Source organism: Embleya sp. NBC_00888, assembly GCF_045207655.1.
Classification (GTDB): domain Bacteria; phylum Actinomycetota; class Actinomycetes; order Streptomycetales; family Streptomycetaceae; genus Embleya.
In genome coordinates, this window is sequence record NZ_CP108784.1 from 4,041,642 (window position 1) to 4,063,312 (window position 21,671).

A 21,671-nucleotide genomic window follows, 5' to 3' on the forward strand; every position below is an offset into this window, starting at 1 on the left:
GTACTGGCCCGATCAGGGTACTCACGCGCCGGGCGGGCCGGTCCCCGGGTTGGTCGGCAGGCCGGTCCGCGGCACGCCGGGCGGCTGCCACCGATACCGGGAGGAGCCGGCCTGGTGGACGACCCGTCGCACGACCCGGTGGCGGATCAGCTCGGGGCCGCGCATGCCGATCGCGCCGAGCGCGGTCAGCACGAGGCCGGTCAACAACATCGTGCCGGTGACCACCCGGGCCACCCGGACGCTGCGTGGGCCGCCCTGGGTTTGCAGCGAGTAGGCGGAGGAGGACTGTCGGGCGTCGGGGGTGGTCGGTTGCGCCGACGTGGCGGCACTACTGCGCTCGGGTGACGGCGAGGAGGTGGAGCCGACGTCCAGGGCCCCGGCCGCCGCGACGATTCCGATCGCGGCGACCGCGAGCGCACAGCGTCGACCCGCGCGTATGACCAGTTGACGGCTTCCCATGGGGAGCCTCCCGGAGACCGGTGACGATTGACCAGGTGCGAGGGTTCGGCCCTCTTCTTTCCCTGAGTCGGTCGCTTATGTGTCCCCTTTTGACCGCGATCGCATGCCTCGCGGCCGGCGAAGGGTGCGAGAGCGGCCCCGTCGGACCGCTCGCGTGCCACCGCCGAGATCGGGCGCTCCGGCCGTCGGTGACCGTCGGTCACCACGAGTCACCATCCGTCCGGTCCGGCGGGTCGACTCCGCCCCCGGACCGGACCGGTCCCGGGTCCGGTACGGGTCCACACCGCCCCCGGACCGGACCCGGGACCTGGCCGGAAACCGGCCCTAGCCGAGCCGGACCGGCAATCGGGTGAGCGCGTTGTTGAGGTTCGAGCGCAACCGTTCGGGCTCGCCGGTCGCCTCGATCGTGGGATAGGTCGCGAGCAGTTCCTCGAAGAACACCCGGCCCTCCAGGCGCGCGATGTGCACGCCCAGACAGAAGTGCTCGGCGAAGCCGAACGACAGGTGCGGGTTGGGCCTGCGGGTGATGTCGAAGCGCTGCGGGTCGGCGAAGACCTCCTCGTCGCGGTTCGCCGAGGTGTAGTACATGGCCACCTTGTCGCCCGCCTTGATCGACACTCCGCGCAGCTCGGTGTCCCGGGTGGCGGTCCGGCGGAAGTAGTGCAGCGGGTTGGCCCAGCGCAGGATCTCCTCGACCGCGCCCGGCACCAGGGCCCGATCCGCGCGCAGCGCGGCGAGCTGGTCGGGATGGCTCAGCAGCGCGTGCAGTCCGGCGGACAGCATGGTCTTGGTGGTGTCGTTGCCGGCGGTGACCAGTTGCACGAAGAACTGGCCGAAGTCGAGGTCGGTCATCATCCGGCCACCGAACTCGGACTCCAGGATCAGCGAGGTGATGTCCTCGCGCGGCTCCTCGGCCCGGCGCCGCGCGGCGAAGCCGATCGCGTAGCGGGCCATCTCGATCGCCGCCCGGCCGCCCTCGCCCGCGGTGTTCCGCTCGGCCAGCTCGTGGATGTGGTCCCAGTCCGCCGCGGGCAGGCCCATCAGCTCGCCGATCACCTGGGTCGGCAGGCCGGAGGTGACGTCGTGCACGAACTCGACGTCGCCGGTGCCCACGCGCGCGAAGATCTCCCGGCAGATGGTCCGGATCCGGTCCTCCATGCCGCCGACCACCTTCGCGGTGAAGGACTTCACCAGCGGCTTGCGGTACGCGCGGTGGCGCGGCGGATCCATCGACAACAACGTGCCGCGCAGGGCTTCGAGCCGCTCGGGTTCGAGGTCCTCCAGGATGATCCCGCCGGCCTCGGCGGAGAAGATCGCCGGATTCTGCGACACGTACTCGACGTCGGCGTGCCTGAGCACGGCCCAGTAGCCCGGTTGCCCCGGGATGTCCTGCCAGTACACGGGATCGGTCCGGCGCAGCTCGGCGAACAGCGCGTGCGGCGGCCCGTCGAGATACCCCTCGGGGCTGTAGAGGTCGGGTCGGATCAGGTCGGGCGTGCTGGTCATGGCGTCTCCCTCGCAACCGCGGATCGCACGTCGTCAGCCCACGAGCACGTTCGGCCGACCGAAGCCCTGCGCCTCGCACAGGGCGTAGTAGGCGCGCAGCGTGCCGGCGCCGTCGGTGACCGAGGTGATGTTGCCCTCGGCGTCCAGGTTGAGGTTGGCGCCGTACATCTGGAACCACACTCGGGTGTCGGGCTCGACGCAGGTGAGCGTGTGCACCGAACCGGCGGGCTCGTACAGGAACGAGCCGGCCCGGTTGACGTAGTCGTACTCGGCGTACTTCCACGCGCCGGACGTGGTGTAGCCGTAGACCGGGCCGGTGTGGCGGTGCGTCTCGACGGCGAAGCCGGGCTGGAAGATGTTCTCCACGATCCAGAGGCCCTCGTCCTCCTTGACGCACAGCACCTTGAGCTTGTTGCCGTCGCCGATCTCGACGAACGGCAGGTCCTCGGCCCCGATGTGCACGGCGGGGCGGCCGGCTGCGGTGGTGGTCATGCGGGTTCCTCCCGGAGGCGATCACTGCTCCTGTAACGGCGTAACAGCATGCCTCAAGGATCGGGGAGTTTCGAGGGTCGCGTGGGATGGGCAACACCATCGATCGCACACGCGGGGGGATGGAGATGGGGAGCGGGAGATGGGACAGCTCGACGGGAAGGTCGCCGTGGTCACCGGCGGCGCCAACGGGATCGGCCGCGCGTGCTGCGAGCGGTTCGCCGAGGAGGGCGCCGACATCGTGGTCGCCGATCTTCTCGACGAAGCCGCGATGGACACCATCGAGGCGGTCGAGAAGCGTGGCCGGCGGGCCACCTACATGCACACCGACGCGAGCAGCCCGACGGACACCGGGACGGTGATGCAGCACGCGATCGACACGTTCGGCGCGATCGACGTCCTGGTCACCGCCGCGGGCATCAGTACGGCCGACTACGTCAGCGGGCGGCCGAGCAACCGGGCCGCGGTCGAACGGGACCCGATCAAACGATTCGTGGACAGCCCGCTCGCCGAGTGGCAGCGCGTGCTCGACGTGAACCTGACCGGCACGCTGCTGGCGGTCCAGGCCGCCGCGCGCTGGATGGTGGCCGGCGGCCGGCGCGGCTCGATCATCACCATCGCGTCGATCGCCGCGAAGCACCCCGAGGCCGGCTCGGCGGCCTATTCGGTGTCCAAGGCCGGCGTGTGGATGCTGACCAAGCAGGCCGCGCTCGCGCTCGGACCGGCCGGGATCCGGGTCAACGCGATCGGACCGGGCTTCATCGAGACCAACATGACGGCGGTCCTGCGCGGGATGCCCGAACTGGAGCAGCGCCTGCTCGGCAGCGTGCCGCTGGGCCGGATGGGCAGCGCCCGCGAAGTGGCCAACGCGGCGCTGTTCCTGGCGAGCGACCAGTCGTCCTACTTCACCGGCGAGATGTTGCACCCGGACGGCGGCTTCTACACCGACTGATCCACCGACACACCGACCGATCCACCGATCGACCGGCCGACGCGGGCCGGCCGGACACCGACGCGGGTCGGGCGATCGCCCGACCCGCGTTCACGATCCTGGACACCGGTGCTCGGAACAGGGCCTAGCGACCCCGGGCCTTGACCAGGCCCGTCTCGTACGCGAGCACCACGACCTGGACCCGGTCGCGCAGCCCGAGCTTCATCAGGATGCGGCCGACGTGGGTCTTGATGGTGGCCTCGGACAGGAACAGCCGCTGGGCGATCTCCGCGTTGGACAAGCCCTGGGCGACCAGCATCATCACCTCCAGCTCGCGCTCGGTGAGCGCGTCCACCACGTCCGGCCGGGGTTCGTGGTCGCTGGGCAGGATCGGCGCGAACCGGTCGAGCAGGCGCTTGGTGGTGCTCGGCGCGACCACCGCGTCACCGGAGGCCACCGCGCGGATCCCGGACAGCAGCTCCGGCGGCGGTACGTCCTTGAGCAGGAAGCCGCTGGCCCCGGCCTTGAGCGCGGCGAACGCGTACTCGTCCAGGTCGAAGGTGGTCAGCATGAGCACCTTGGGCCGGGCCCGGCCCTCCGGCAGCACCAGCGCGTTCTCACCACCCTCGGCACAGATCCGCCGACACGCCTCGACCCCGTCCATCCGGGGCATCCGCACGTCCATCAGGACCACGTCGACGTCCACGTGCCGAAGCTTGTCGAGCGCCTCGACGCCGTCGCCGGCCTCGGCGACCACGCTCATGTCCGGCTGCGCCTGCAACACCATGGTGAAGCCGGTCCGCAGCAATTCCTGGTCGTCGACCAGCATCACCTTGATGCTCACTGAGCTCCTTGAAGAGTCGTCCTGTTGGGCGTGCCGGAGGAGACGGACGAGGAGTCGGGGCGGCCCGCGTAGGGCAACATCGCGCTGACCGACCACCCGCCGCCGACGCTGGGCCCGGTCCGCAACCTGCCACCCAGCATCGCGACCCGCTCGCGCATACCGACCAGGCCGTGGCCCATCCCGTCGCCGGGAGCCGCGGCGCCCCGCCCGTCGTCGCTGATCTCCATCTCCAGTCCATCTTCCCCGTAGCCCACGCCGACCGTCGCGGTGGCATCGGGGCCGGCGTGTTTGCGGGTGTTGGTCAGCGCCTCCTGGACGATCCGGTACGCGGTCAGCGCGACGCTCTGCGGCAGTTCGACCGGTACCCCCTCGACCCGGAGCTCGACGTTGAGGCCGGTGGTGCGCACCTGCTCGACCAGTTCGCCGAGTTGGTCCACGCCCGGCTGAGGTACGTACGCGTCGGTCTCGGCCTGCGAGCGCAGCACGCCCAGCAGCCGACGCATCTCGGCCAGCGCCTCGCGCCCGGTCGCCGCGATCGTGCCCAGTGCCTCGCGGGCCCGGTCCGGCGACGAGTCGATCGCGTACGCCGCGCCGTCGGCCTGCACCACCATCACCGACACGTTGTGCGCGACCACGTCGTGCAGTTCGCGGGCGATCCGGGCCCGCTCGGCCGCCGCGGCGATCTGCGCCTGCTGGTCGCGCTCGAACTCCAGCCGGGTGGCCCGCTCCTCCAACTCGGCGTAGAACGCCCGCCGGGTGCGCATCGAATCGCCCAGCACCCACGCGATCGCGAGCAGCACCACGAGGAAGCCGAAACCGATGACGTTGTCGCGGAACGAGGAGTCGCTCGATTCCGGGAAGCGCCCGAGCAGGATCGCCGGCCCGAGCAGGACCATCGCGAGCCCGATGCGCGAGAGCCACCGCGGGCCGGACTTGGCAGCCGTGTACAGCGCGACGAGCATCGCGTAGTTGGCCGAGGTGAGCGTGCCGTCCCAGACCAACTGCATCAACCCGCCGACCACGACCATGGCGGTCGCGGTCAGGGGCCGCACCCGGTGCAGCGCCATGCCCAGGCTGAGCAGCATCACGATCACGAGCCACCACCAGCGCGGAGCGGGTGCGGTGGTGTCCTCGACGACCTGCAGCAGTGCGAGGCCGAGGATCGGAATCGTGCACACCGAGTCGACCCACAAGGGGTGCGCTCGCAGCCACGCGTAGATTCGTTGCACACTTCGACGCTACGCGGCACCGGGTCGTGCGCGCGTCAACCGACGTACCGAATCGGTCCTCCGCCACAAGTCGCACCCGGCAATGCGGCGAGCACACCCGGGGTGCCGTCCGGACGGCTCAGGCGCCCTCCCCCGGGCGTACCGGCAATCGGGCCCGAACCTGCCAGCCGCCGCCCGACCGGGGTCCGGTCTCCAGCCGACCGCCGAACAACGCGACCCGCTCGCCCATGCCGACCAGACCGTGGCCCATCCCGTCGCCCGGGGCCGCCGCGCCGCGGCCGTCGTCGCCCACGTCCAGTTCGACGTCCTCGCCCAGATAGCGCAGCCGCACCATCGCCTCGGCGTTCGGCCCACCGTGCTTGCGGGTGTTGGTCAGCGCCTCCTGGACGATTCGGTACACGGTCAACGCGACGCCCTGAGGCAGCTCGACCGGCACCCCCTCGACGGTCAGACCGACCGGCAGGCCCGCGCTGCGCACCCGCTCCAGCAGGTCCTCGAGCTGCTCGACGCCCGGTTGTGGAACGTACGCGTCGCCCTCGTTCTGCGAGCGCAGCACGCCCAGCAGTCGGCGCATCTCGGCGAGCGCCTCGCGCCCGGTGGCGGAGATCGTGCCGAGCGCCTCGCGGGTCAGCTCCGGCGCGCCGTCCAGCGCGTACGCCGCGCCGTCGGCCTGCACCACCATCACCGACACGTTGTGCGCCACCACGTCGTGCAGTTCGCGGGCGATCCGGGCCCGCTCGCTCGCCGCCGCGATCTGCGCCTGCTGGTCCCGCTCGCGCTCCAACCGGTCGGCCCGGTCCTCCAGCTCGATGTAGTACGCCCGCCGGGTGCGCATCGAGTCGCCCAGCACCCACGCGATCACGAAGGGGCCCATCAGCAGCAGCGTGAAGAAGACGATGCCGGTGGTCGGTATTTCCGGGTTGTCCCACCAGCGCAACATCGCCGCGATCGGCGCGAGCACCCCGCCCACGAGCGCCGTGCGCGAGGCCCAGCGCGGGCTGTACGCGGCGGCGCTGTAGGCGATCGCGGGCATCGCGAGGGCCTCCAGGCCCGGCGGTATGTCGTCGAAGAGCTGGAAGATCCCGATCGCGACGGTGACCACCAGCGCGAGGGTGGGATTGCGCCGACGGATCAGCAACACGATCGACATCGTGCCGAGCGCGATCAGATGCGGAACGTCGGGCGGCCCGGGCTGATCGATGATCACCTCGAACAGGCCGAACATGAGCAGCAGCAGCGCCCATGCTCCGTCCACGAGCAGGGGGCGTCCACGGAGCCAGGCGTACAGGTGATGCACACAGGCAGGGTAGACGGGCACATTCCTTCGCTCGCACTCCGGACGGACCGGCACAGAACCGACCTCGGTCGCACGGGCGCGATCCGGGGCCGGTACCGTCGGATGCGATGGAACGACGGCTGACCTGGAAGGAAGCCACCCGTCGGGCGTTGTACGGAGCCGAGGGCTTCTACCGCCGGGCCGAGGGCCCCGCCGGCCATTTCCGCACCTCGGTACACGCCTCCCCGCTGTTCGCCCGCGCGCTGGCCGACCTCGCCCGGACCGCGGGCCTGGACACCGTCGTGGACGTGGGCGCGGGGCGGGGTGAACTGCTGATCGCGCTGTGTCGGATCGCGCCGCACCTGGAGCTGATCGGCGTGGACGTCGCCGACCGGCCGGAGGCCCTGCCGCCGTCGATCGCCTGGGGGCCGGAGATCCCACCGGACCGGACCGCGCTGCTGATCGCCAACGAGTGGCTGGACAACGTGCCGGCCGACGTCGCGGAGGTGGACGGGCACGGCGTGCCCAGGCTGGTCGAGGTGGACGTGCGCTCGGGCCACGAGCGGCTCGGCGCGGCCACCGACGACCGGGACGCGCGCTGGCTGGACCGCTGGTGGCCGCTGGTCGGCGCGGAACCGGGCACGCGCGCGGAGATCGGCGACCCGCGGGACCTCGCGTGGGCGGGCGCGATCGAGCGGCTGGAGCGGGGGGTCGCGGTGGCGATCGACTATGGGCACCTGGCCGACGGGCGCCCGCCGTACGGCACACTCGCCGGGTATCGGCAGGGCCGGCAGGTGCCGCCGGTTCCGGACGGCACCTGCGATGTGACCTGCCATGTCGCGATGGACGCGGTGGCCGCGGCGGGCGAGGCGGCCGGGGCACGCGACACGCTCCTGACCACGCAGCGACACGCGCTGCGCGCGCTGGGCGTGGTCGGCCACCGACCGCCGTACGAACTGGCCCGCACCGATCCGGCCGGCTACCTCGCCGGCCTGCGCGACGCGGGCGAGGCCGGCGAACTCACCGCGAAGGGCGGCCTCGGCGACTTCCACTGGCTGGCCCAGGGCGTGGGCATGAGCGTCCCCACCCGCCTCCGCCCCTGACCGACCCGAGCCCGCCCGACTTCGACCCCGCCGACCCCTGAGCACCCACCGATCCAGCCCGACCGACACTGGAAACCAACCGCATTCAGCCCGACCGACGCTTGAGGCCACCCCTAAGCCCGGCCGGCGCTGGAAGCCAATCCCTCCAGCCCAGCCGGCGCTGGAAGCCAACCGAATCCAGCCCGGCCGGCGTTTGAGGCCACCCCTCAGCCCGGCCGGCGCTTGAGGCCAACCTCAGCTGTTCCCGAGCGCACCCGCCGCCCGAAGCTCGGCGATCCTGGCCTCGTCGTACCCGAGCAGGTCCGCCAGAACGGCCGCGCTGTGCTGCCCGACCGTCGGCGCCCGCTCCGGCACCGGCAGCGTCTCGCCGACGAACTTGAGCGGCGACGGAAGCTGCTCCGCGCCGAGCCGATCCTGGCCGATCCACGGGAACCGGTGCTGGAACTGCGGGTCCTCGGCGATCGTCTGCGGCGTGTTCACCGGCGCGATCGGCGTGTTCGCCTCGTTGCCGAACTCGATCCACTCACGCGCGGTGCGCGTCGCGAAGATGTCCCGCAGGATGCCTCGCAGCTCGACATTGCCGACCGCGTGGTCCGCGTACTTGGAGCCCGGCCAGCGCTCGAACAGGTCGGCCCGGTCCACCGCCTCGCAGAAGTTCTTCCACAACGACTGCTCGGACGCCATGAACAACACGTGCCGGTCGTCCTTGGTCGCGTAGATCTGGTAGCGCACGCCCTTCTCCATGCCCCCGGTGCCGGGCGCACGGCGCTCGTAGTCGTCCGACTTGTTGCCGGTCACCTCGGACTCCGGGCGCTCGTACGCCTTCCAGGTCTCGCTGCGCAGCCAGTCCATCGACGCGGCGGCGTCGGACTGGGCGATGTCGATCACGCTGCCCTCGCCGGTGGCCCGGGCCCGGATGATGCCCGCGAGCACACCGAGCGCGCCGAACATCGGACCGGCGTGGATGCCGATCGAGGCGTGCTCGGGCAGGTACGGGAAGCCGTCCTCGTCGATCGCGGGCTTCACGACGCCTGCCCAGGTGTCGTAGGCGACGCCGTGGCTGGGCATGTCCCGGTACGGACCGGTGGCGCCGTAGCCGGAGATCGTGCAGAACACGATCCTCGGGTTGATCTTCCTCAAGTCCTCGTAGCCGATCCCGCGCCGGGCCAGACCGCCCGGCCGCATCGCCTCGATCACCGCGTCGGCGTCCTTGACCAGGGCCTTGAACGTCTCGATCGCCTCGGGCTTGCGCAGATCCAGGACCAGGGACTTCTTGCCCCGGTTGACGTGGAGGTGCATCAGCGACGAGCCCTCCACGATCGGCCACGTCATGTCCCGGATGTAGTCGCCCTGCGGCGGCTCGATCTTGATCACCTCGGCGCCCAGGTCCACCAGCGACGAGGTGATCGCGGCCGGTCCCAGCATCGAACACTCGATGATGCGAACCCCCGCGAGCGGGGCTCCACCCTTCGACTCGACCTGACTCATCGCTGCCTCCCTGCGAATATGACGATGCGTCAGATATTAACCGGCGCCCTCTCCGAGGGAAGAGGCGGAACCTGACGAACTGTCAGATGCGTTGTGGATCCAGCGTTCCGCGCCCGCGCCGCGGCGTCCGATGCGCGAGCGCTCGGCCTGTTCGGCGACCATCGTGTGCGCCTCGGCCGCGTCCCGTCGGGCCGCCTTGACGTGCACCGGCCCCGGCGTGGAATCCAGGTGCACGGTGGCCAGGCCGAGCCGGCGCTCCCACGGCCCCTGGGTCCGCCGTACGCTCTGCACCTTCGCGTGCGGGATCACGTCCAGGATCCGGTGGAACCGACCGCTGCGGGCCACGAACACCTCGGTGTCCGCGCCGTAGGCGTACGCCGACCAGCCCACCGGGTCGTGCCAGCGGGCCCGGCGCGGGGCCGGGATCAGCTCGATCGCGTCGACGTGCACACCCGGCAGGACCTGCCCGAGCAGGCCGTGTGCGACCGCGCGCGGCGCGACCGGCAGCAGGATCGTCTCCTTGGCGTCGGCGTCCTTGCCGCCGTAGCCGGCCACGTTGATCTCGACCCGCACCCACCCGCGCAGCCGCCACAACCACGGCTGCACGATCCGCACCGCCTGGACCCGGCCCGGCGGGACCGTCTGGTGCCGCTGTTCGAGCAAGCCGTGCCGCAGCCGCAGGCCGTCCGGCGAACCGGCCACGGTGAAGTCGAAGTTCCGGATCACCCGTCCCGCGGTGAACTGCCACGCGGCCAGGAACAGCGGCACCGAGCCGAACACGAACGCGGGCGCGTGCAGCGCGAAGGCCAGCACGATCACCGCCACGCTGGGCGCGAGCGCGGCCCAGGTGCCCACCGACAGCAGCACCGAGCCGACCACCGCCGACAGCGGCACCGACACCAGCGTCTGTTCGGGCGCCTCCCCCACGTCCGGACGCACCCCCGCGGCGCGCGCGAGCAGTTCGGCGCGCAGCCGCTGCGCGTCCGCCTCGCCCAGGTAGGACAGGCTCGCCTCGGCCCGGTCCCCGCCGGCCACCTGGAGTTGCAGCTCGGCGAGACCGAACAGCCGGGCGGCCAGCGGCCGGACGATGTCGACCGCCTGGAGCCGGGACAACCGCACGTGCCGGGTGCGCCGGAACAACACGCCGGAGTCCAGCCGCAGGTCGTCGCCCTCGATCCGGAACGTGGTGAACCACCACGAGACGTATCCGTACCCGAACGCGAGCGGCACCACCACGCCCAGCCCGATCATCAGGCGGCTCGGGGTCGCCCACCCGGAGTTGACGTTGTGGACCACCACACCCAGGCAGGCCGCGATCACCACCCAACCGCGCGCGGGCGGGGTCAGCGGGTGCAGGCGGCGCGGTTCGCCGGGGCGCTCGACCGGCTGCTCGATCCCGGTGCTCACAACCCCGCCGATCGGGCTTCGCCGAGGGCCGCGAGCCGGTCGCGCAGCCGCGCGGCCTCGGCCGGCGGCAGGCCGCGCACGACCGCGTCCGAGGAGGCCGAGGCGGTGTGCAGGGTCACCGTGGCGATGCCGAACCGGCGCTCCAGCGGGCCCGCCGCGACGTCCACGAACTGCATCCGCCCGTATGGCACCACGACCAGGCGGCGAAACTGCACGCCATGCGCGATCAGCAGGTCGTCGGCCCGCTCCGCGTAGCGCCACGAGCGCTGGTTGCGCCGGATCGCCGGGAGACCCCAGGCCGCGGCCCCGACGCAGGCGAGCGCGAGCACCGCGCCGACCCACCACGCGACGAGCCACGCGAGCAGGCCGCCGACGAGGGCGAGCAGCGCGCAGGCGCCGACCAGCAGGGCGCGGCGCATCCGGTAGAGCTGTTCCGAGACGGCACGCCAGTCGAGATCGGGCGGAGCCGGGGCGTCATCGGCCGGTTTCATACGGGCAACCTTCCCAGGTGGGCATACAAGGGTGCGAAGGAGCACACCACTACTGGCAGACTCAGGGTCCATGACCGCCAGGACCGTGGGCGTGGGTATCGGCGCCGACCAGCTCGACACGACCGACATGGTGCTCAACATCGGGCCCCAACACCCCTCCACGCACGGCGTGCTGAGGCTGCGACTCGTACTCGACGGCGAGCGGATCGTCTCCGCCGAGCCGATCGTGGGCTACATGCATCGCGGCGCGGAGAAGCTCTTCGAGGTGCGCGACTACCGGCAGATCGTGATGTTGGCCAACCGGCACGACTGGTTGAGCGCGTTCGCGAACGAGCTGGGCGTGGTGCTCTCCGTGGAGCGCATGCTGGGCATGGAGGTGCCGCAGCGCGCGGTGTGGGCGCGAACCCTGCTCGCCGAGCTGAACCGGGTGCTCAATCATCTGATGTTCCTCGGTTCGTATCCGCTGGAGCTGGGCGCGATCACCCCGATCTTCCACGCGTTCCGCGAGCGTGAGGAGATCCAGGCGGTGATGGAGGAGATCTCCGGCGGCCGGATGCACTTCATGTTCAACCGGGTCGGCGGGCTCAAGGAGGATCTGCCGGCGGGCTGGACCGGGCGGGTACGGCACGCCGTGGCAACCGTGCGCACCCGGTTGGCGGGCCTGGACGCCCTGGTCTCCGGCAACGAGATCTTCCGCGCCCGCACCCGGGGCGTGGGCGTGTTGTCGCCCGCCCTGGTGGCGGCCTACGGGGTCAGCGGGCCGATCGCGCGGGCCTCCGGGGTCGACTTCGACCTGCGCCGGGACGAGCCGTACCTGGCCTACGGCGAGCTGGCCGACGTGCTGCGCGTGGTCACCCGCCGGGAGGGCGACTGTCTGGCCCGGTTCGAGTGCCTGCTGGAGCAGGTACACGTGAGCCTGGACCTGGCCGACGCGTGCTGCGACCGGCTCGACCGGCTCCCGCAGGGTCCGGTGAACCTGCGGCTGCCCAAGGTGCTCAAGGCGCCCGAGGGCCACACCTACGCGTGGACCGAGAACCCGCTCGGCCTCAACGGCTACTACCTGGTCTCCCGCGGCGAGAAGACCCCGTGGCGGCTCAAGCTGCGCTCGGCGTCCTACAACAACGTGCAGGTGCTGACCGAGCTGCTGCCGGGCTGCCTGATCGCGGACATGGTGGCGATCCTGGGGTCGCTCTTCTTCGTCGTGGGCGACATCGACAAGTGACGGCCGGGGCGCCGGTCGGCGCTCCCGGGGCCTGCCCCGGGAGCGCCGACCGGGTCAGGCGTGCTTGCGGATGTCGATCCGGGGGATCTCCTCGGTGTCGTCGTGCGCGGTGAGGTCCACCGGCAGCGGCTTGGGCCGCGGCACACCCGGACGGCTCGGGTCGGACTCGTCGGGCGCGAACCGTACGCCGTGACCGCGGTGCACCGGAGCCGGCTGTGTGGCGGGAGCCTCCTCGGCACGCACCGGGTCGGCGAGCCGATCCGCCTCGATGTCGTCCTCGACCGGGTCCGGGGCGAAGGTCGCCTCGGCCGCCTCGACCTCGTCCTCGTGCGGGCGGCCCGCGACGAGCGCGTCGTAGCGCGCGTCGGAGCCGAACAGCTCGTCGGTCAGGAAGCCGGTCGCCTCGGGCTCGGCCAGGGAGGCACGCGGCGCGAAGAAGTCGAACCGGCCGGACGCGCCGGAGTCGGCCACGCGGCGGGTCACCTCCAGCACCTTGTCCCGCACCATCCGGGTGACCTCGGCGGTCTCGGAGTCGGCCGACTCCGCCGCCTCGGCCGGCGCGGGCGCGGCGGCGACGGGCGACGCCTCGGGCACCTCGACGGCGGGTCCACTCGCCTCGGCGGGCGCGGGCGCCTCGGCCGATGCGGGCGCGGCGGCGACGGGCGAGCTCGCGGAACGGGTGGGGGCATCCTCCGTCGCGGGCGCCTCGGCGGCGACCTCGGATTCGGCCGGCGCCTCCAGCGTGCGCTCGGCGGTCCGGGTGAGCTCGGTGGGCGGCGCGATCGGCGAGGCGGGCCGCGTGACGGCGGCCGGCGCGGTCTCGGGCGCGAGGGGAGCGGAGGGGCGTACCGGGATGGGCTCCGGAGCCGCGGCGCCCGGGGCCGTCTCGATCGGCGCGACGGGGCGCACGGTCGGCACCGGCTCGCGTACCGTCGGCGCGGCCTCGCGCGGCGCCTCGGCGGCGCGCGTCGGGCTCGGCCGCACCTCGGGCGTGCGACCCTCCTCGGCGCGTACCGGCTCGTGTACCGGCGCCTGCGGCGCTTGTGGGGCCCGCGGCGGGTGCGTCGGCGCGGCGGGCCGCGGTCGCGCGGACGGGCCGAACACCGAGGCCGCGTAGGCCGGAACCAGGTCCGGCGAGGACACCGGTGGCCGGCGCACCGCCGGAACGATGGACGGAGCCGTCGGACGCGCCTCGCCCGCTCGGCGGTCCAGCAGGTCCAGGACCGCCGCACCGCGCGCGAGCAGGTCCGGGGTCAACGGCTGCGGACGCGACACCAGGTGGGCGGCGGCCGATGCGCCGGCCCGGTCCAGGGCGAGTTCGTGCTCGCCGACCCGCTCGATCGCCGCGCGTAGCTCGTCGGCCATGCGTTCCCGCTCCCGACGCCGCGCGATGGCCTCCTCGGCCGACCGCCGGTGGTGTGCGGTGCTTCCGCGAACCACCCACGCCAGGGCGCCGGCGGCGGAGGACACCCCGAGCAGCACGGCGATTCGAAGTGTGGTCGCACCTCCCGCGACGACCGCCAGGACGACGGCGACGAGCGCCGGCGCGCATATGGCGGCAAGCAGGGATATGCGTGTGGCGGTCGAGACCGAGCGATGGCGTCCACGTGGCATGCAGCAGACGTTAGCGCGCATACGGCGTTCATCTTGGTGCGGGGGTTGCCGTTGGTGCGGGTTTTTTGCTTTCCGTGGCGGGAACTTGGCCGGGTCGGCCTCGAACGCCGGTCGGGCCGAATGCACGCCGGCCTTCGGCCGAATCGACCCCAAACGCCGGCCGGGCTATTGAACTGCCCGGCCGGCGTGGAGTGTTGCGCCGATTCGCAGAATTCGCCGCGTGGATCAGATCAGGTTCTTGGACTTCAAGTAGGCCTTGGCCACATCCGCCGGCCTCTTGCGGTCCTCGTCGACCTGCTTGTTGAGTGCGGTCAGGTCCTCGGTGGTGAGGACGGGGGCGAGCTTGTCGACCAGCGGCAGGATCTTGTCGGCCTTGCCGGAATTGACCACCGAAATGACGTTGTCGGCGTTTTGCAGCTTCTTGTCGTCCGTGAGGACGACCAGGCCGAACCGGTCGAGCGTGGCGTCCGTCGAAGTGGTCAGGACCAGTTGGTCCTTGCCGTCCTTGACCGCCTGCTTGGCGGGGGTGGTGCCGACGCCGAGCGGGTCCACACCGGACACCTTGATGCCGTATGTCTTCTCCAGGCCCGGGGCGCAGAACGGGCGCGTCTTGCACTCCTCGCCCGCCGCGATCTTCACCTCGACACCGGCCCTGCCCAGATCGGAGAGGGTCTTCAGGTTGTGCTTGGCGGCGAAGTCCTTGGTCACCGCGAACGCGTTCTGGTCCACCGCCTGCGACGGCGTACCGGACTTGAGCCCGGCCGGGCCGGCCAGCGTGTTCAGCGCGGCCACCGTCGCCGCGACGTCCGGGGAGGCCACCGGCGCGGCGTCCGGGCCGTTCTTCTTCCGGTTCAGGAACTCCGCCATCGTCGCCGCGTACTCCGGCACGACCGCGATCTTGCCCTTCTCCAGCTCGGGTTCGTAGAGCTCACGGTTCTTGACCGTCTTTATGCTCGCCTTCACCCCGCCCTTGTCGAGCAACTGTTTGTACATCTGCGCCAGGATCTCGGACTCGGTGAATCCGGCCGAACCGACCACCGTCTTGTCGTCGTCCGAGGAGGAACACCCGGTCGCGCCCACCAGGAAGACCAGGGAAAGCCCCGCCGCCACGCCGACCGTCATGCCCGTCTTGCCGCGCCGCATAAGCATGCGATGCACCGCCCTTTCCGTTCTCACGAGGTCACACCGCCACGCGGCTTCCGGGCCGTGAACCGCTGCACGAGCGCGAACAGGCCCTCCACCACCAGAGCCAGCGCGGCCACGAGGATCGCCCCCGCCACCACTTGGCCGTTGTCCTGCAGGTCGAAACCGGCCGTGACGATGCGCCCGAGACCGCCCCCCGCGACCAGTGCCGCGAGTGTTGCCGTGGCGACAACCTGCACGGCACACATTCGAATTCCCGTCATGATCAACGGAAGTGCCAGGGGCAGCTCGACCCGGAACAACATCTGGCCGCCCGTCATGCCCATGCCGCGCGACGCCTCGACCACGTCCCGGTCCACCTGGCGCATACCGACGTACGCGTTGGTGAGCACCGGCGGAATCGCGAACAGCACGAGCGCGATGATCGTCGCGGTGTCGCCCATGCCGATCGGGCTCAACCCGAGCAGCACCAGCACCGCGAACGTCGGGATGGCGCGCCCGATGTTGGAGATGTTGATCGCCAGCGCGCCGCCCTTGCCCAGATGACCCAGCCACAGCGCGAACGGCAACGCGATCGCGACCGCGATCAGCACGCACACCACGGTGAGCACGATGTGCTCGGTGAGCCGATTCCACACCCCGCTCTCGCCGCTCCAGTTCGCGCCGTCGGCCAACCAGTCCCAGGCGTCCCCGAGTACGTTCACGCCGCCGCCCCCGTCCGCACATCGGCCTCGGCGGTCGGCGCGGACACGAGCGGCAGCCGCCGCTTGCGCCCACCCGCCCGCTCCCACGGGGTCAACAGCCGCTGTACGCCCAGCAACAGCAGGTCGGCCGCGATCGCCAGCGCGACGCACAACACCGACGCGGTCAGCACCTGTGCCTTGAAGAGCGTGTCGATGCCCGAATAGATCAGATTGCCCAACCCGCCCGAGCCCACGATCGCGCCGACCGTGGTGAGCGCGACGGTGGACACCGTGGCGATCCGTACGCCGGCCATGATCGCGGGGAGCGCGAGCGGCAGTTCGACCTGGAAGAGCAGGCGCCCGGGTCCGTACCCCATGCCCTTCGCCGACTCCACCACATCCGGCGGCACCGACCGCATACCGGCCAGCATGTTCCGCACCAGGATGGTCAGCGAGTACAACACCAGGCCGATGATGACCGTCGTCTCGGTCAGGCCGGTGAACGGCTGGAGGATCGCGAACATCGCGAGCGAGGGGATCGTGTACAAGATCGTGGTCGAGCCGAGCAGCACGCTGCCGGTCAGTCGCCACCGACGGGCCGCCAGCGCCATCGGGAACGCGACGAGCAGACCGATCGCCACCGAGACGACGGTCAGATAGACGTGTTCGCGCAACGCGGTGGTGATCTCCCCGGAGTACTCGTCGAGATACTTTCCGCAGACCCACGAGTTGCGCTTCAGGCAGTCACCGGAGGCCACAATCACGGGCGGACCCTACCCCAGCGCTCCGACGGGCATTCCCGTGACGGCGGACACACCCGGTGTGTGAGGGGAGGCGCCCGGGTACGTTGCCACCCCTGGGGGCCGGGAAACATCCGGGTCTCCGGACACCTGCCACGATCGCCTGCCATGCCCCCGGAGGGTCCCCATGATCCGGCTCGACCGCGTCACCAAGCGGTACCCCGACGGCACGGAGGCGGTCGCGGAACTGTCCCTTGAGGTCGCCACGGGCGAGCTGGTCACCCTGGTCGGCCCGTCCGGCTGCGGCAAGACCACCACGATGAAGATGGTCAACCGGCTGATCGAGCCCACGTCCGGGCAGATCTTCCTGGACGACGAGGACATCACCCATGCCGACCCGGTCAAGCTGCGTCGGCGGATGGGCTACGTGATCCAGTCCGGCGGCCTGTTCCCGCACCGCACCGTGCTGGAGAACACGGTCACCGTGCCGAGCCTGCTGGGCTGGGATCGCAGGAAGGCGCGGGCGCGCGGCCTCGAACTGCTCGAACTGGTCGGCCTGGACCCGGCCGGACTCGGCGACCGCTACCCGCATCAGCTCTCCGGTGGCCAGCGCCAGCGGGTCGGGGTGGCCCGCGCGCTCGCGGCCGATCCGCCCGTGCTGCTGATGGACGAGCCGTTCGGCGCGGTGGACCCGGTGGTCCGCGAACGCCTGCAGAGCGAGTTCCTCCGGCTCCAGGGCGAGTTGAAGAAGACGGTGTTGTTCGTCACGCACGACATCGAGGAGGCGGTTCGGCTCGGCGACCGGATGGCGGTCTTCTCGATGGGCGGCCACATCGAGCAGTTCGACACGCCCTCCAGCGTGCTGGGCGCGCCGGCCAACGACTACGTCGCCGACTTCGTCGGCGCCGACCGTGGGCTCAAGCGCCTGTCGGTGACCGAGATCACCCCCGAGGACCTCGAACTGCCGCCGGTCGTGCGCCTGGACGAGCCGATGTCACAGGCGCTCGCGAAGCTGCGCGCGGCCGACTCGCGCTGGGCCGTGGTGCTCGACGACGACGGCAACCTGCACGGCTGGGTCGACGATCGTGTGGTCGACGGCACGGTGCGCGACCGGGCCCGCCGGATGGAGGCCTGGGTGCCGGTGCGCGCGTCGCTCAAGCAGGCGTTCGGCGAGATGCTCCAGCACGACGCCGGGTGGATAGCGGTGGTGGACGGCGACCGATTCGTGGGCGTGCTCACGCCGGCGCGGCTGCACGAGGCGTTGCGGCGCTCGATCGGTGCCGAGGAGCGGGACATCCCGTTGGCCGACGTCGTGCTGGACACCATCGAGGGCTGACCCGGCCTTCGGCCGACGTCTCGCCCGCGCCCGCCGAGCGGGCGCGGGTTCACTTGTCCTCGGGGTCCTCGGGGACGCGCAGTATGCGCTCCAGGAACAGGCACCCGCCGACCAGCAGCACCCCCGCGCCCACCGCGAAGGCACAGCGCTGGGCCTGGGCCGAGCGCTCGGTGACCTCCAGGAAGCCGGTCAGGTAGAGCGCGTAGCCGCCGTACAGGCCCACCACCAGCGCGCCGACCAGCGAACCGGCCTTGGCGAAGACCACCGCCCGGGCGGCGACCAGCGGATCCACCGGACGCGCGGACGGCCGCCGCTCGCGCTGCGCCTTGAGCCGCGAGCGCAACGACAACGCGGTCGCCAACGCGATCGCGGCCAGGCACAGCAGCACGATCGGGGCCAGGATCGGGACCACGGGCGGCGTGCCGCGCGAGTCCCACAGGTCGATTCCGGCATACGCGATGCCGCCCGCCCCCAACGCGAGGGCGAGCAGGAGGAGCGGGCGCGTGGGCTTCATCGGTCTGCGGTCAGCTCCAGGTCGTCACGGCGATGCACCCCGTCGAGGCCCATCCGCGCGAGCAGTTCGGCGATCGGGCCGTGGCCCGGCAGGTCCGCCTCGGGGTCGATGTCGTACCACGGCGCGAGCACGAACGAACGCTCGTACGCGCGCGGATGCGGCAGGGTCAGCCGCGGGTCGTCCTGCACCACGTCCTCGAACCGGATCACGTCCACGTCCAGCGTGCGCGGCCCCCAGCGCTCGACCCGGACCCGCTGGAAGGCCTCCTCGATCGAGTTGGCCCGCTCCAGGATCAGGTCCGGGGTGAGCAGCGTGCGCACCTCGACGACGGCGTTGAAGTAGGTGCCCTGCTCGGGGCCGCCCACCGGATCGGTCTCGTAGACCGGGGACACCCGCAGCAGCGTCACACCCGGCGTGTCGGCGATCTCGTCGATGGCGCCCTGGAGAGTCTCCAGGCGATTGCCCAGGTTGCTGCCGAGGGCGAGCACGACCCGGCTCCAGGTGAGCCGCGCGCGCTGCGCGGTGGTCTCGGCGGGTGTTTCCGGGACCGGCTCGCGGACCGGTTCCCGGGCGGTGTCGGTCATCGATCCCGCCCCCGCACGATGGTCACGGTCACATCGTCGAACGGGACGGTGATCGGGGCGTCGGGCTTGTGCACGATCACTTCCACCTCCTGCACCAGCGGGCGGGCCAGGCACACGTCGGCGATCCGCTGCGCGAGCGTCTCGATCAGGTCGACCGGGTCGCCCTGCACGACGCCGACCACATCCTCGGCGACCTCGCCGTAGTGGACCGTGAGGGTGAGGTCGTCGGACCGCGCGGCCGGACGGGTGTCCACCCCGAGCACGATGTCGACCACGAAGGTCTGACCCTCTTCGCGTTCCTTCGCGAACACTCCATGGTTGCCGCGGGCCTTCAACCCCCGCAGCGAGACGCGGTCCAGCATCAGTCGCCTCCTCGGCGCGTATCCCATCCCTGCGCACCCCGAATGGTCGGTCGGACCTGTCGAGGGGCGGTCGCGCCGACGGCCGGACCACCTCTGTGCGGTACGAATGTACCCAGCGGTCCCGACAGGTTTCGTCGTCCGGGTGCCCCAAGCGGGCACGAACGACGCGCGAACGCGCCGAAGACCGGTCAGATCTCCTCTTCGGCGTCGACCTCCGCCATCACCGGGGAGGCGTGGTGCAGCCACAACCGCCAACCCGCGGGAGTGCGCCGGAAGACGTTGGTGACCACCGCGCGACCGCCCGCGAACCCGGTCTCGTCGCCGCCGTCCTCCTCGGCCATCCCGGTGAGCATGTTCGCGGTGCAGGACAACACCGCGACCTCGCCGGCCAGCTTGACCTCGACGTCGGTCAGGAAGAACTGCACGTACGCGGTGTTGGCCATGATCAGCGCGTACGAGCGCAGGATCTCCGCGCGTCCGTGCAGCGCGGGCCAGCCCGGGTGTACGCAGGTCACGCTCGGCGCGTCGGCGCCGTCGGCCCAGATCGCGCCGAGGGCGTCGATGTCGCCCTCCTCGACGGCCGTCCACAGCGCGAGGTTGACCTCGCGTACCGCGTCCGCCTCGGGCGACGTCTGGTCGTCAATCGGGTTCATCGGGCCTCCTGCCAGGCAGCCGCCACCTTGACCGCGTCGAGCGAAGCGGGCACCTCGTGCACACGGACGGCCCACGCGCCCGCGGCGGCGGCCAGCGCGGAGACCGCGGCCGTCGCGTCGTCGCGCCCGCGGGGCGGGCGCAGTGTGCCGTCCTCGGCGGCGAGCAGCCGCCCCAGGAAGGTCTTGCGGGACGCGGCCACCAGCAGCGGACGACCGAGTTCGTGCAGCGCGTCCAGGTGGGCGAGCAACGGCCAGTTGTGCTCGGCCGTCTTGGCGAAGCCCAGGCCCGGGTCGAGCACGATCGCGTCCGGGTGGACGCCGGCGGCGATCACCTTCTCCATCCGCTCGGCCAACTCGATGCGCACCTCGGCGACCACGTCGGCGTAGACCGCGCGCTGCTGCATCCCGCGCGAGTGCCCGCGCCAGTGCATGACCACCACGGGTACCCCGCTGTCGGCCACGTACGCGGCCATCGCCGGATCCGCGAGCCCGCCGCTGACGTCGTTGACCAGCCGCGCGCCCGCCTCGACGGCGGCGCTCGCCACCTCGACCCGGGTGGTGTCCACGCTGACCACCGCACCGGCCGCGGCCAACTCGCGCACCACCGGCACGACCCGGCGCAATTCCTCGTCCACATCCACCCGACCGGCCCCGGGCCGGGTCGACTCGCCGCCCACGTCGATCAGGTCGGCCCCCTGGTCCAGCAACGCGAGTCCGCGGGTGATCGCGGCCTTCGAGTCGAACCACAGGCCGCCGTCGGAGAACGAATCGGGAGTCACATTGACCACGCCCATGACCGCGCACCGGCCGAACTCGGGCAGGCCGCGCACCCCTGGTGGGCGGTCGGGAGCCCGATGTCGCGGGCCGGTCGTCGCTGTCATGGGGAACAGAGTAGGGGTTGACCGGGCGCTGCCCGGTCAACCCCCAAGTACTGCGTCGTGACTTGTTATCGGCGCCTCGCCGCCCCGCGACCGTGCGCCGTGGAAGCCGCTACCGGCTCAGGATCAGGCTCATCGCCTCGGCCCGTGTGGCGGCGTTCAGCAACTGGCCGCGCACGGCGGAGGTGAGGGTGCGCGCACCCGGCTTGCGTATGCCGCGCATCGTCATGCACAGGTGCTCGCACTCGACCACCACGATCACCCCGCGCGGGCGCAGGATGTTCACCAGCGCGTCGGCGATCTGGGTGGTCAGCCGCTCCTGCACCTGCGGACGCTTGGCGTAGACGTCCACCAGGCGCGCGAGCTTGGAGAGGCCGGTGATCTGACCGTCCTCCGACGGGATGTACCCCACGTGCGCCACCCCGTGGAAGGTCACGAGGTGGTGCTCGCACGTGCTGTAGACCTCGATGTCCTTGACCAGGACCATCTCGTCGTGGCCGAGGTCGAAGGTCGTGGTGAGCACGTCCTCGGGCTCCTGCCGCAGCCCCGCGAAGATCTCCTGATACGACCTGGCCACACGGGCCGGGGTGTCCTTGAGACCCTCGCGGTCGGGGTTCTCCCCGACCGCGAGCAACAGCTCCCGAACCGCGCGCTCGGCGCGATCCTGGTCGAACTCACCCACGGCACGACCGTCGAAGGTGACCGGGTCGATCGTCACG

Annotated in this window: 23 protein-coding genes; 4 read left to right on the top strand and 19 right to left on the bottom strand. The window is 71.5% G+C overall.

Annotated elements, in window-relative coordinates:
* Nucleotides 1-21: 21 nt before the first annotated feature.
* From OG948_RS16765 to OG948_RS16775, 3 genes are all read right to left on the bottom strand, one after another.
* Entirely contained in the window at nt 22-459 is a 438-nt protein-coding gene (locus OG948_RS16765; protein WP_406297335.1) for a hypothetical protein, read from the bottom strand.
* 324 nt (nt 460-783) lie between these two features.
* Nucleotides 784-1,965, bottom strand: a complete 1,182-nt coding sequence (locus tag OG948_RS16770) for a cytochrome P450 (protein WP_395866812.1) — start codon at nt 1,963-1,965, stop codon at nt 784-786.
* A 33-nt stretch (nt 1,966-1,998) separates the two neighbouring features.
* Complete coding sequence (locus tag OG948_RS16775) at nt 1,999-2,457, bottom strand: 2,4'-dihydroxyacetophenone dioxygenase family protein (RefSeq protein ID WP_406297336.1); 459 nt, start codon at nt 2,455-2,457, stop codon at nt 1,999-2,001.
* A 139-nt stretch (nt 2,458-2,596) separates the two neighbouring features.
* On the opposite strand from OG948_RS16775, the gene OG948_RS16780 reads away from it, so the two are divergent.
* A complete protein-coding gene (locus OG948_RS16780) occupies nt 2,597-3,406 on the top strand; it encodes an SDR family NAD(P)-dependent oxidoreductase (RefSeq protein ID WP_406297337.1) in 810 nt (269 codons plus the stop codon).
* Between the two features lie 124 nt (nt 3,407-3,530).
* On the opposite strand, the gene OG948_RS16785 is transcribed toward OG948_RS16780, so the two are convergent.
* From OG948_RS16785 to OG948_RS16795, 3 genes are all read right to left on the bottom strand, one after another.
* The gene (locus OG948_RS16785) at nt 3,531-4,229 is read right to left on the bottom strand and encodes a response regulator (RefSeq protein WP_402234511.1); all 699 of its coding nucleotides are present in this window, start codon (nt 4,227-4,229) and stop codon (nt 3,531-3,533) included.
* Nucleotides 4,226-5,458, bottom strand: coding sequence for a histidine kinase (locus OG948_RS16790; protein ID WP_406297338.1), 1,233 nt, complete (start codon nt 5,456-5,458; stop codon nt 4,226-4,228). Before OG948_RS16790 ends, OG948_RS16785 begins: the two co-directional genes overlap by 4 nt.
* Nucleotides 5,459-5,576: 118 nt before the next feature.
* Nucleotides 5,577-6,755 (bottom strand): sensor histidine kinase, encoded by a 1,179-nt coding sequence (locus OG948_RS16795; protein WP_406297339.1) that lies wholly within the window; start codon nt 6,753-6,755, stop codon nt 5,577-5,579.
* 107 nt (nt 6,756-6,862) lie between these two features.
* Between OG948_RS16795 and OG948_RS16800 the strand changes: the two genes are divergently transcribed.
* Nucleotides 6,863-7,837 (top strand): SAM-dependent methyltransferase, encoded by a 975-nt coding sequence (locus OG948_RS16800; protein ID WP_406297340.1) that lies wholly within the window; start codon nt 6,863-6,865, stop codon nt 7,835-7,837.
* A gap of 234 nt (nt 7,838-8,071) precedes the next feature.
* Here the strand turns inward: OG948_RS16800 and OG948_RS16805 are convergent, their stop codons facing one another.
* Genes OG948_RS16805 through OG948_RS16815 form a run of 3 tightly spaced genes read right to left on the bottom strand, consistent with a single transcriptional unit; the run spans nt 8,072 to nt 11,223 of the window.
* Nucleotides 8,072-9,325 carry a CaiB/BaiF CoA transferase family protein gene (locus OG948_RS16805; RefSeq protein WP_406297341.1) on the bottom strand — a complete coding sequence of 418 codons (1,254 nt, stop codon included), beginning with the start codon at nt 9,323-9,325 and terminating at the stop codon, nt 8,072-8,074.
* Nucleotides 9,326-9,361: 36 nt separating this feature from the next.
* Nucleotides 9,362-10,732 (bottom strand): PH domain-containing protein, encoded by a 1,371-nt coding sequence (locus tag OG948_RS16810; RefSeq protein ID WP_406297342.1) that lies wholly within the window; start codon nt 10,730-10,732, stop codon nt 9,362-9,364.
* Nucleotides 10,729-11,223, bottom strand: coding sequence for a PH domain-containing protein (locus OG948_RS16815; RefSeq protein ID WP_406297343.1), 495 nt, complete (start codon nt 11,221-11,223; stop codon nt 10,729-10,731). Before OG948_RS16815 ends, OG948_RS16810 begins: the two co-directional genes overlap by 4 nt.
* A 70-nt stretch (nt 11,224-11,293) precedes the next feature.
* On the opposite strand from OG948_RS16815, the gene OG948_RS16820 reads away from it, so the two are divergent.
* Nucleotides 11,294-12,445 carry an NADH-quinone oxidoreductase subunit D gene (locus OG948_RS16820; RefSeq protein WP_406297344.1) on the top strand — a complete coding sequence of 384 codons (1,152 nt, stop codon included), beginning with the start codon at nt 11,294-11,296 and terminating at the stop codon, nt 12,443-12,445.
* Between the two features lie 54 nt (nt 12,446-12,499).
* Here the strand turns inward: OG948_RS16820 and OG948_RS16825 are convergent, their stop codons facing one another.
* From OG948_RS16825 to OG948_RS16840, 4 genes are all read right to left on the bottom strand, one after another.
* Nucleotides 12,500-14,059 (bottom strand): hypothetical protein, encoded by a 1,560-nt coding sequence (locus tag OG948_RS16825; protein ID WP_406297345.1) that lies wholly within the window; start codon nt 14,057-14,059, stop codon nt 12,500-12,502.
* Between the two features lie 225 nt (nt 14,060-14,284).
* A complete protein-coding gene (locus tag OG948_RS16830; protein WP_406300276.1) occupies nt 14,285-15,208 on the bottom strand; it encodes an ABC transporter substrate-binding protein in 924 nt (307 codons plus the stop codon).
* A gap of 23 nt (nt 15,209-15,231) precedes the next feature.
* On the bottom strand, nt 15,232-15,906 hold the full coding sequence (locus OG948_RS16835) for an ABC transporter permease (protein ID WP_406297346.1): 675 nt from the start codon (nt 15,904-15,906) through the stop codon (nt 15,232-15,234).
* Nucleotides 15,903-16,643 (bottom strand): ABC transporter permease, encoded by a 741-nt coding sequence (locus OG948_RS16840; protein ID WP_406300277.1) that lies wholly within the window; start codon nt 16,641-16,643, stop codon nt 15,903-15,905. Before OG948_RS16840 ends, OG948_RS16835 begins: the two co-directional genes overlap by 4 nt.
* A gap of 169 nt (nt 16,644-16,812) precedes the next feature.
* On the opposite strand from OG948_RS16840, the gene OG948_RS16845 reads away from it, so the two are divergent.
* Nucleotides 16,813-17,961: an ABC transporter ATP-binding protein gene (locus OG948_RS16845; RefSeq protein WP_406297347.1), complete on the top strand. Its 1,149-nt coding sequence runs from the start codon at nt 16,813-16,815 to the stop codon at nt 17,959-17,961.
* Between the two features lie 49 nt (nt 17,962-18,010).
* On the opposite strand, the gene OG948_RS16850 is transcribed toward OG948_RS16845, so the two are convergent.
* The 6 genes from OG948_RS16850 to folE all read right to left on the bottom strand — a co-directional run bounded on the left by OG948_RS16850 (nt 18,011) and on the right by folE (nt 21,670).
* Nucleotides 18,011-18,475 (bottom strand): DUF3180 domain-containing protein, encoded by a 465-nt coding sequence (locus OG948_RS16850; protein ID WP_395866784.1) that lies wholly within the window; start codon nt 18,473-18,475, stop codon nt 18,011-18,013.
* Nucleotides 18,472-19,059, bottom strand: coding sequence for a 2-amino-4-hydroxy-6-hydroxymethyldihydropteridine diphosphokinase (folK, locus tag OG948_RS16855; RefSeq protein WP_406297348.1), 588 nt, complete (start codon nt 19,057-19,059; stop codon nt 18,472-18,474). The genes OG948_RS16850 and folK overlap by 4 nt, the downstream gene beginning before the upstream one ends.
* Nucleotides 19,056-19,418, bottom strand: coding sequence for a dihydroneopterin aldolase (gene folB, locus OG948_RS16860; protein WP_406300278.1), 363 nt, complete (start codon nt 19,416-19,418; stop codon nt 19,056-19,058). Before folB ends, folK begins: the two co-directional genes overlap by 4 nt.
* Nucleotides 19,419-19,609: 191 nt before the next feature.
* Nucleotides 19,610-20,074 (bottom strand): nuclear transport factor 2 family protein, encoded by a 465-nt coding sequence (locus tag OG948_RS16865; RefSeq protein WP_078976561.1) that lies wholly within the window; start codon nt 20,072-20,074, stop codon nt 19,610-19,612.
* Nucleotides 20,071-20,955 carry a dihydropteroate synthase gene (gene folP / locus OG948_RS16870; protein WP_406297349.1) on the bottom strand — a complete coding sequence of 295 codons (885 nt, stop codon included), beginning with the start codon at nt 20,953-20,955 and terminating at the stop codon, nt 20,071-20,073. The genes OG948_RS16865 and folP overlap by 4 nt, the downstream gene beginning before the upstream one ends.
* 109 nt (nt 20,956-21,064) lie before the next feature.
* Complete coding sequence (gene folE, locus OG948_RS16875) at nt 21,065-21,670, bottom strand: GTP cyclohydrolase I FolE (RefSeq protein WP_406297350.1); 606 nt, start codon at nt 21,668-21,670, stop codon at nt 21,065-21,067.
* Nucleotide 21,671 lies beyond the last annotated feature (1 nt).

What these genes read in the sequence shown, in the direction of transcription:
- OG948_RS16805 (WP_406297341.1), bottom strand. Translation starts at nt 9,325, where the DNA reads ATGAGTCAGGTCGAGTCGAAGGGTGGAGCCCCGCTCGCGGGGGTTCGC.
- OG948_RS16780 (WP_406297337.1), top strand. Translation starts at nt 2,597, where the DNA reads ATGGGACAGCTCGACGGGAAGGTCGCCGTGGTCACCGGCGGCGCCAAC.
- OG948_RS16765 (WP_406297335.1), bottom strand. Translation starts at nt 459, where the DNA reads ATGGGAAGCCGTCAACTGGTCATACGCGCGGGTCGACGCTGTGCGCTC.
- OG948_RS16800 (WP_406297340.1), top strand. Translation starts at nt 6,863, where the DNA reads ATGGAACGACGGCTGACCTGGAAGGAAGCCACCCGTCGGGCGTTGTAC.
- OG948_RS16845 (WP_406297347.1), top strand. Translation starts at nt 16,813, where the DNA reads ATGATCCGGCTCGACCGCGTCACCAAGCGGTACCCCGACGGCACGGAG.
- folK (WP_406297348.1), bottom strand. Translation starts at nt 19,059, where the DNA reads ATGACCGACACCGCCCGGGAACCGGTCCGCGAGCCGGTCCCGGAAACA.
- folP (WP_406297349.1), bottom strand. Translation starts at nt 20,955, where the DNA reads ATGACAGCGACGACCGGCCCGCGACATCGGGCTCCCGACCGCCCACCA.
- OG948_RS16770 (WP_395866812.1), bottom strand. Translation starts at nt 1,965, where the DNA reads ATGACCAGCACGCCCGACCTGATCCGACCCGACCTCTACAGCCCCGAG.
- OG948_RS16850 (WP_395866784.1), bottom strand. Translation starts at nt 18,475, where the DNA reads ATGAAGCCCACGCGCCCGCTCCTCCTGCTCGCCCTCGCGTTGGGGGCG.
- OG948_RS16830 (WP_406300276.1), bottom strand. Translation starts at nt 15,208, where the DNA reads ATGCTTATGCGGCGCGGCAAGACGGGCATGACGGTCGGCGTGGCGGCG.
- OG948_RS16815 (WP_406297343.1), bottom strand. Translation starts at nt 11,223, where the DNA reads ATGAAACCGGCCGATGACGCCCCGGCTCCGCCCGATCTCGACTGGCGT.
- OG948_RS16775 (WP_406297336.1), bottom strand. Translation starts at nt 2,457, where the DNA reads ATGACCACCACCGCAGCCGGCCGCCCCGCCGTGCACATCGGGGCCGAG.
- OG948_RS16825 (WP_406297345.1), bottom strand. Translation starts at nt 14,059, where the DNA reads ATGCCACGTGGACGCCATCGCTCGGTCTCGACCGCCACACGCATATCC.
- OG948_RS16820 (WP_406297344.1), top strand. Translation starts at nt 11,294, where the DNA reads ATGACCGCCAGGACCGTGGGCGTGGGTATCGGCGCCGACCAGCTCGAC.
- OG948_RS16865 (WP_078976561.1), bottom strand. Translation starts at nt 20,074, where the DNA reads ATGAACCCGATTGACGACCAGACGTCGCCCGAGGCGGACGCGGTACGC.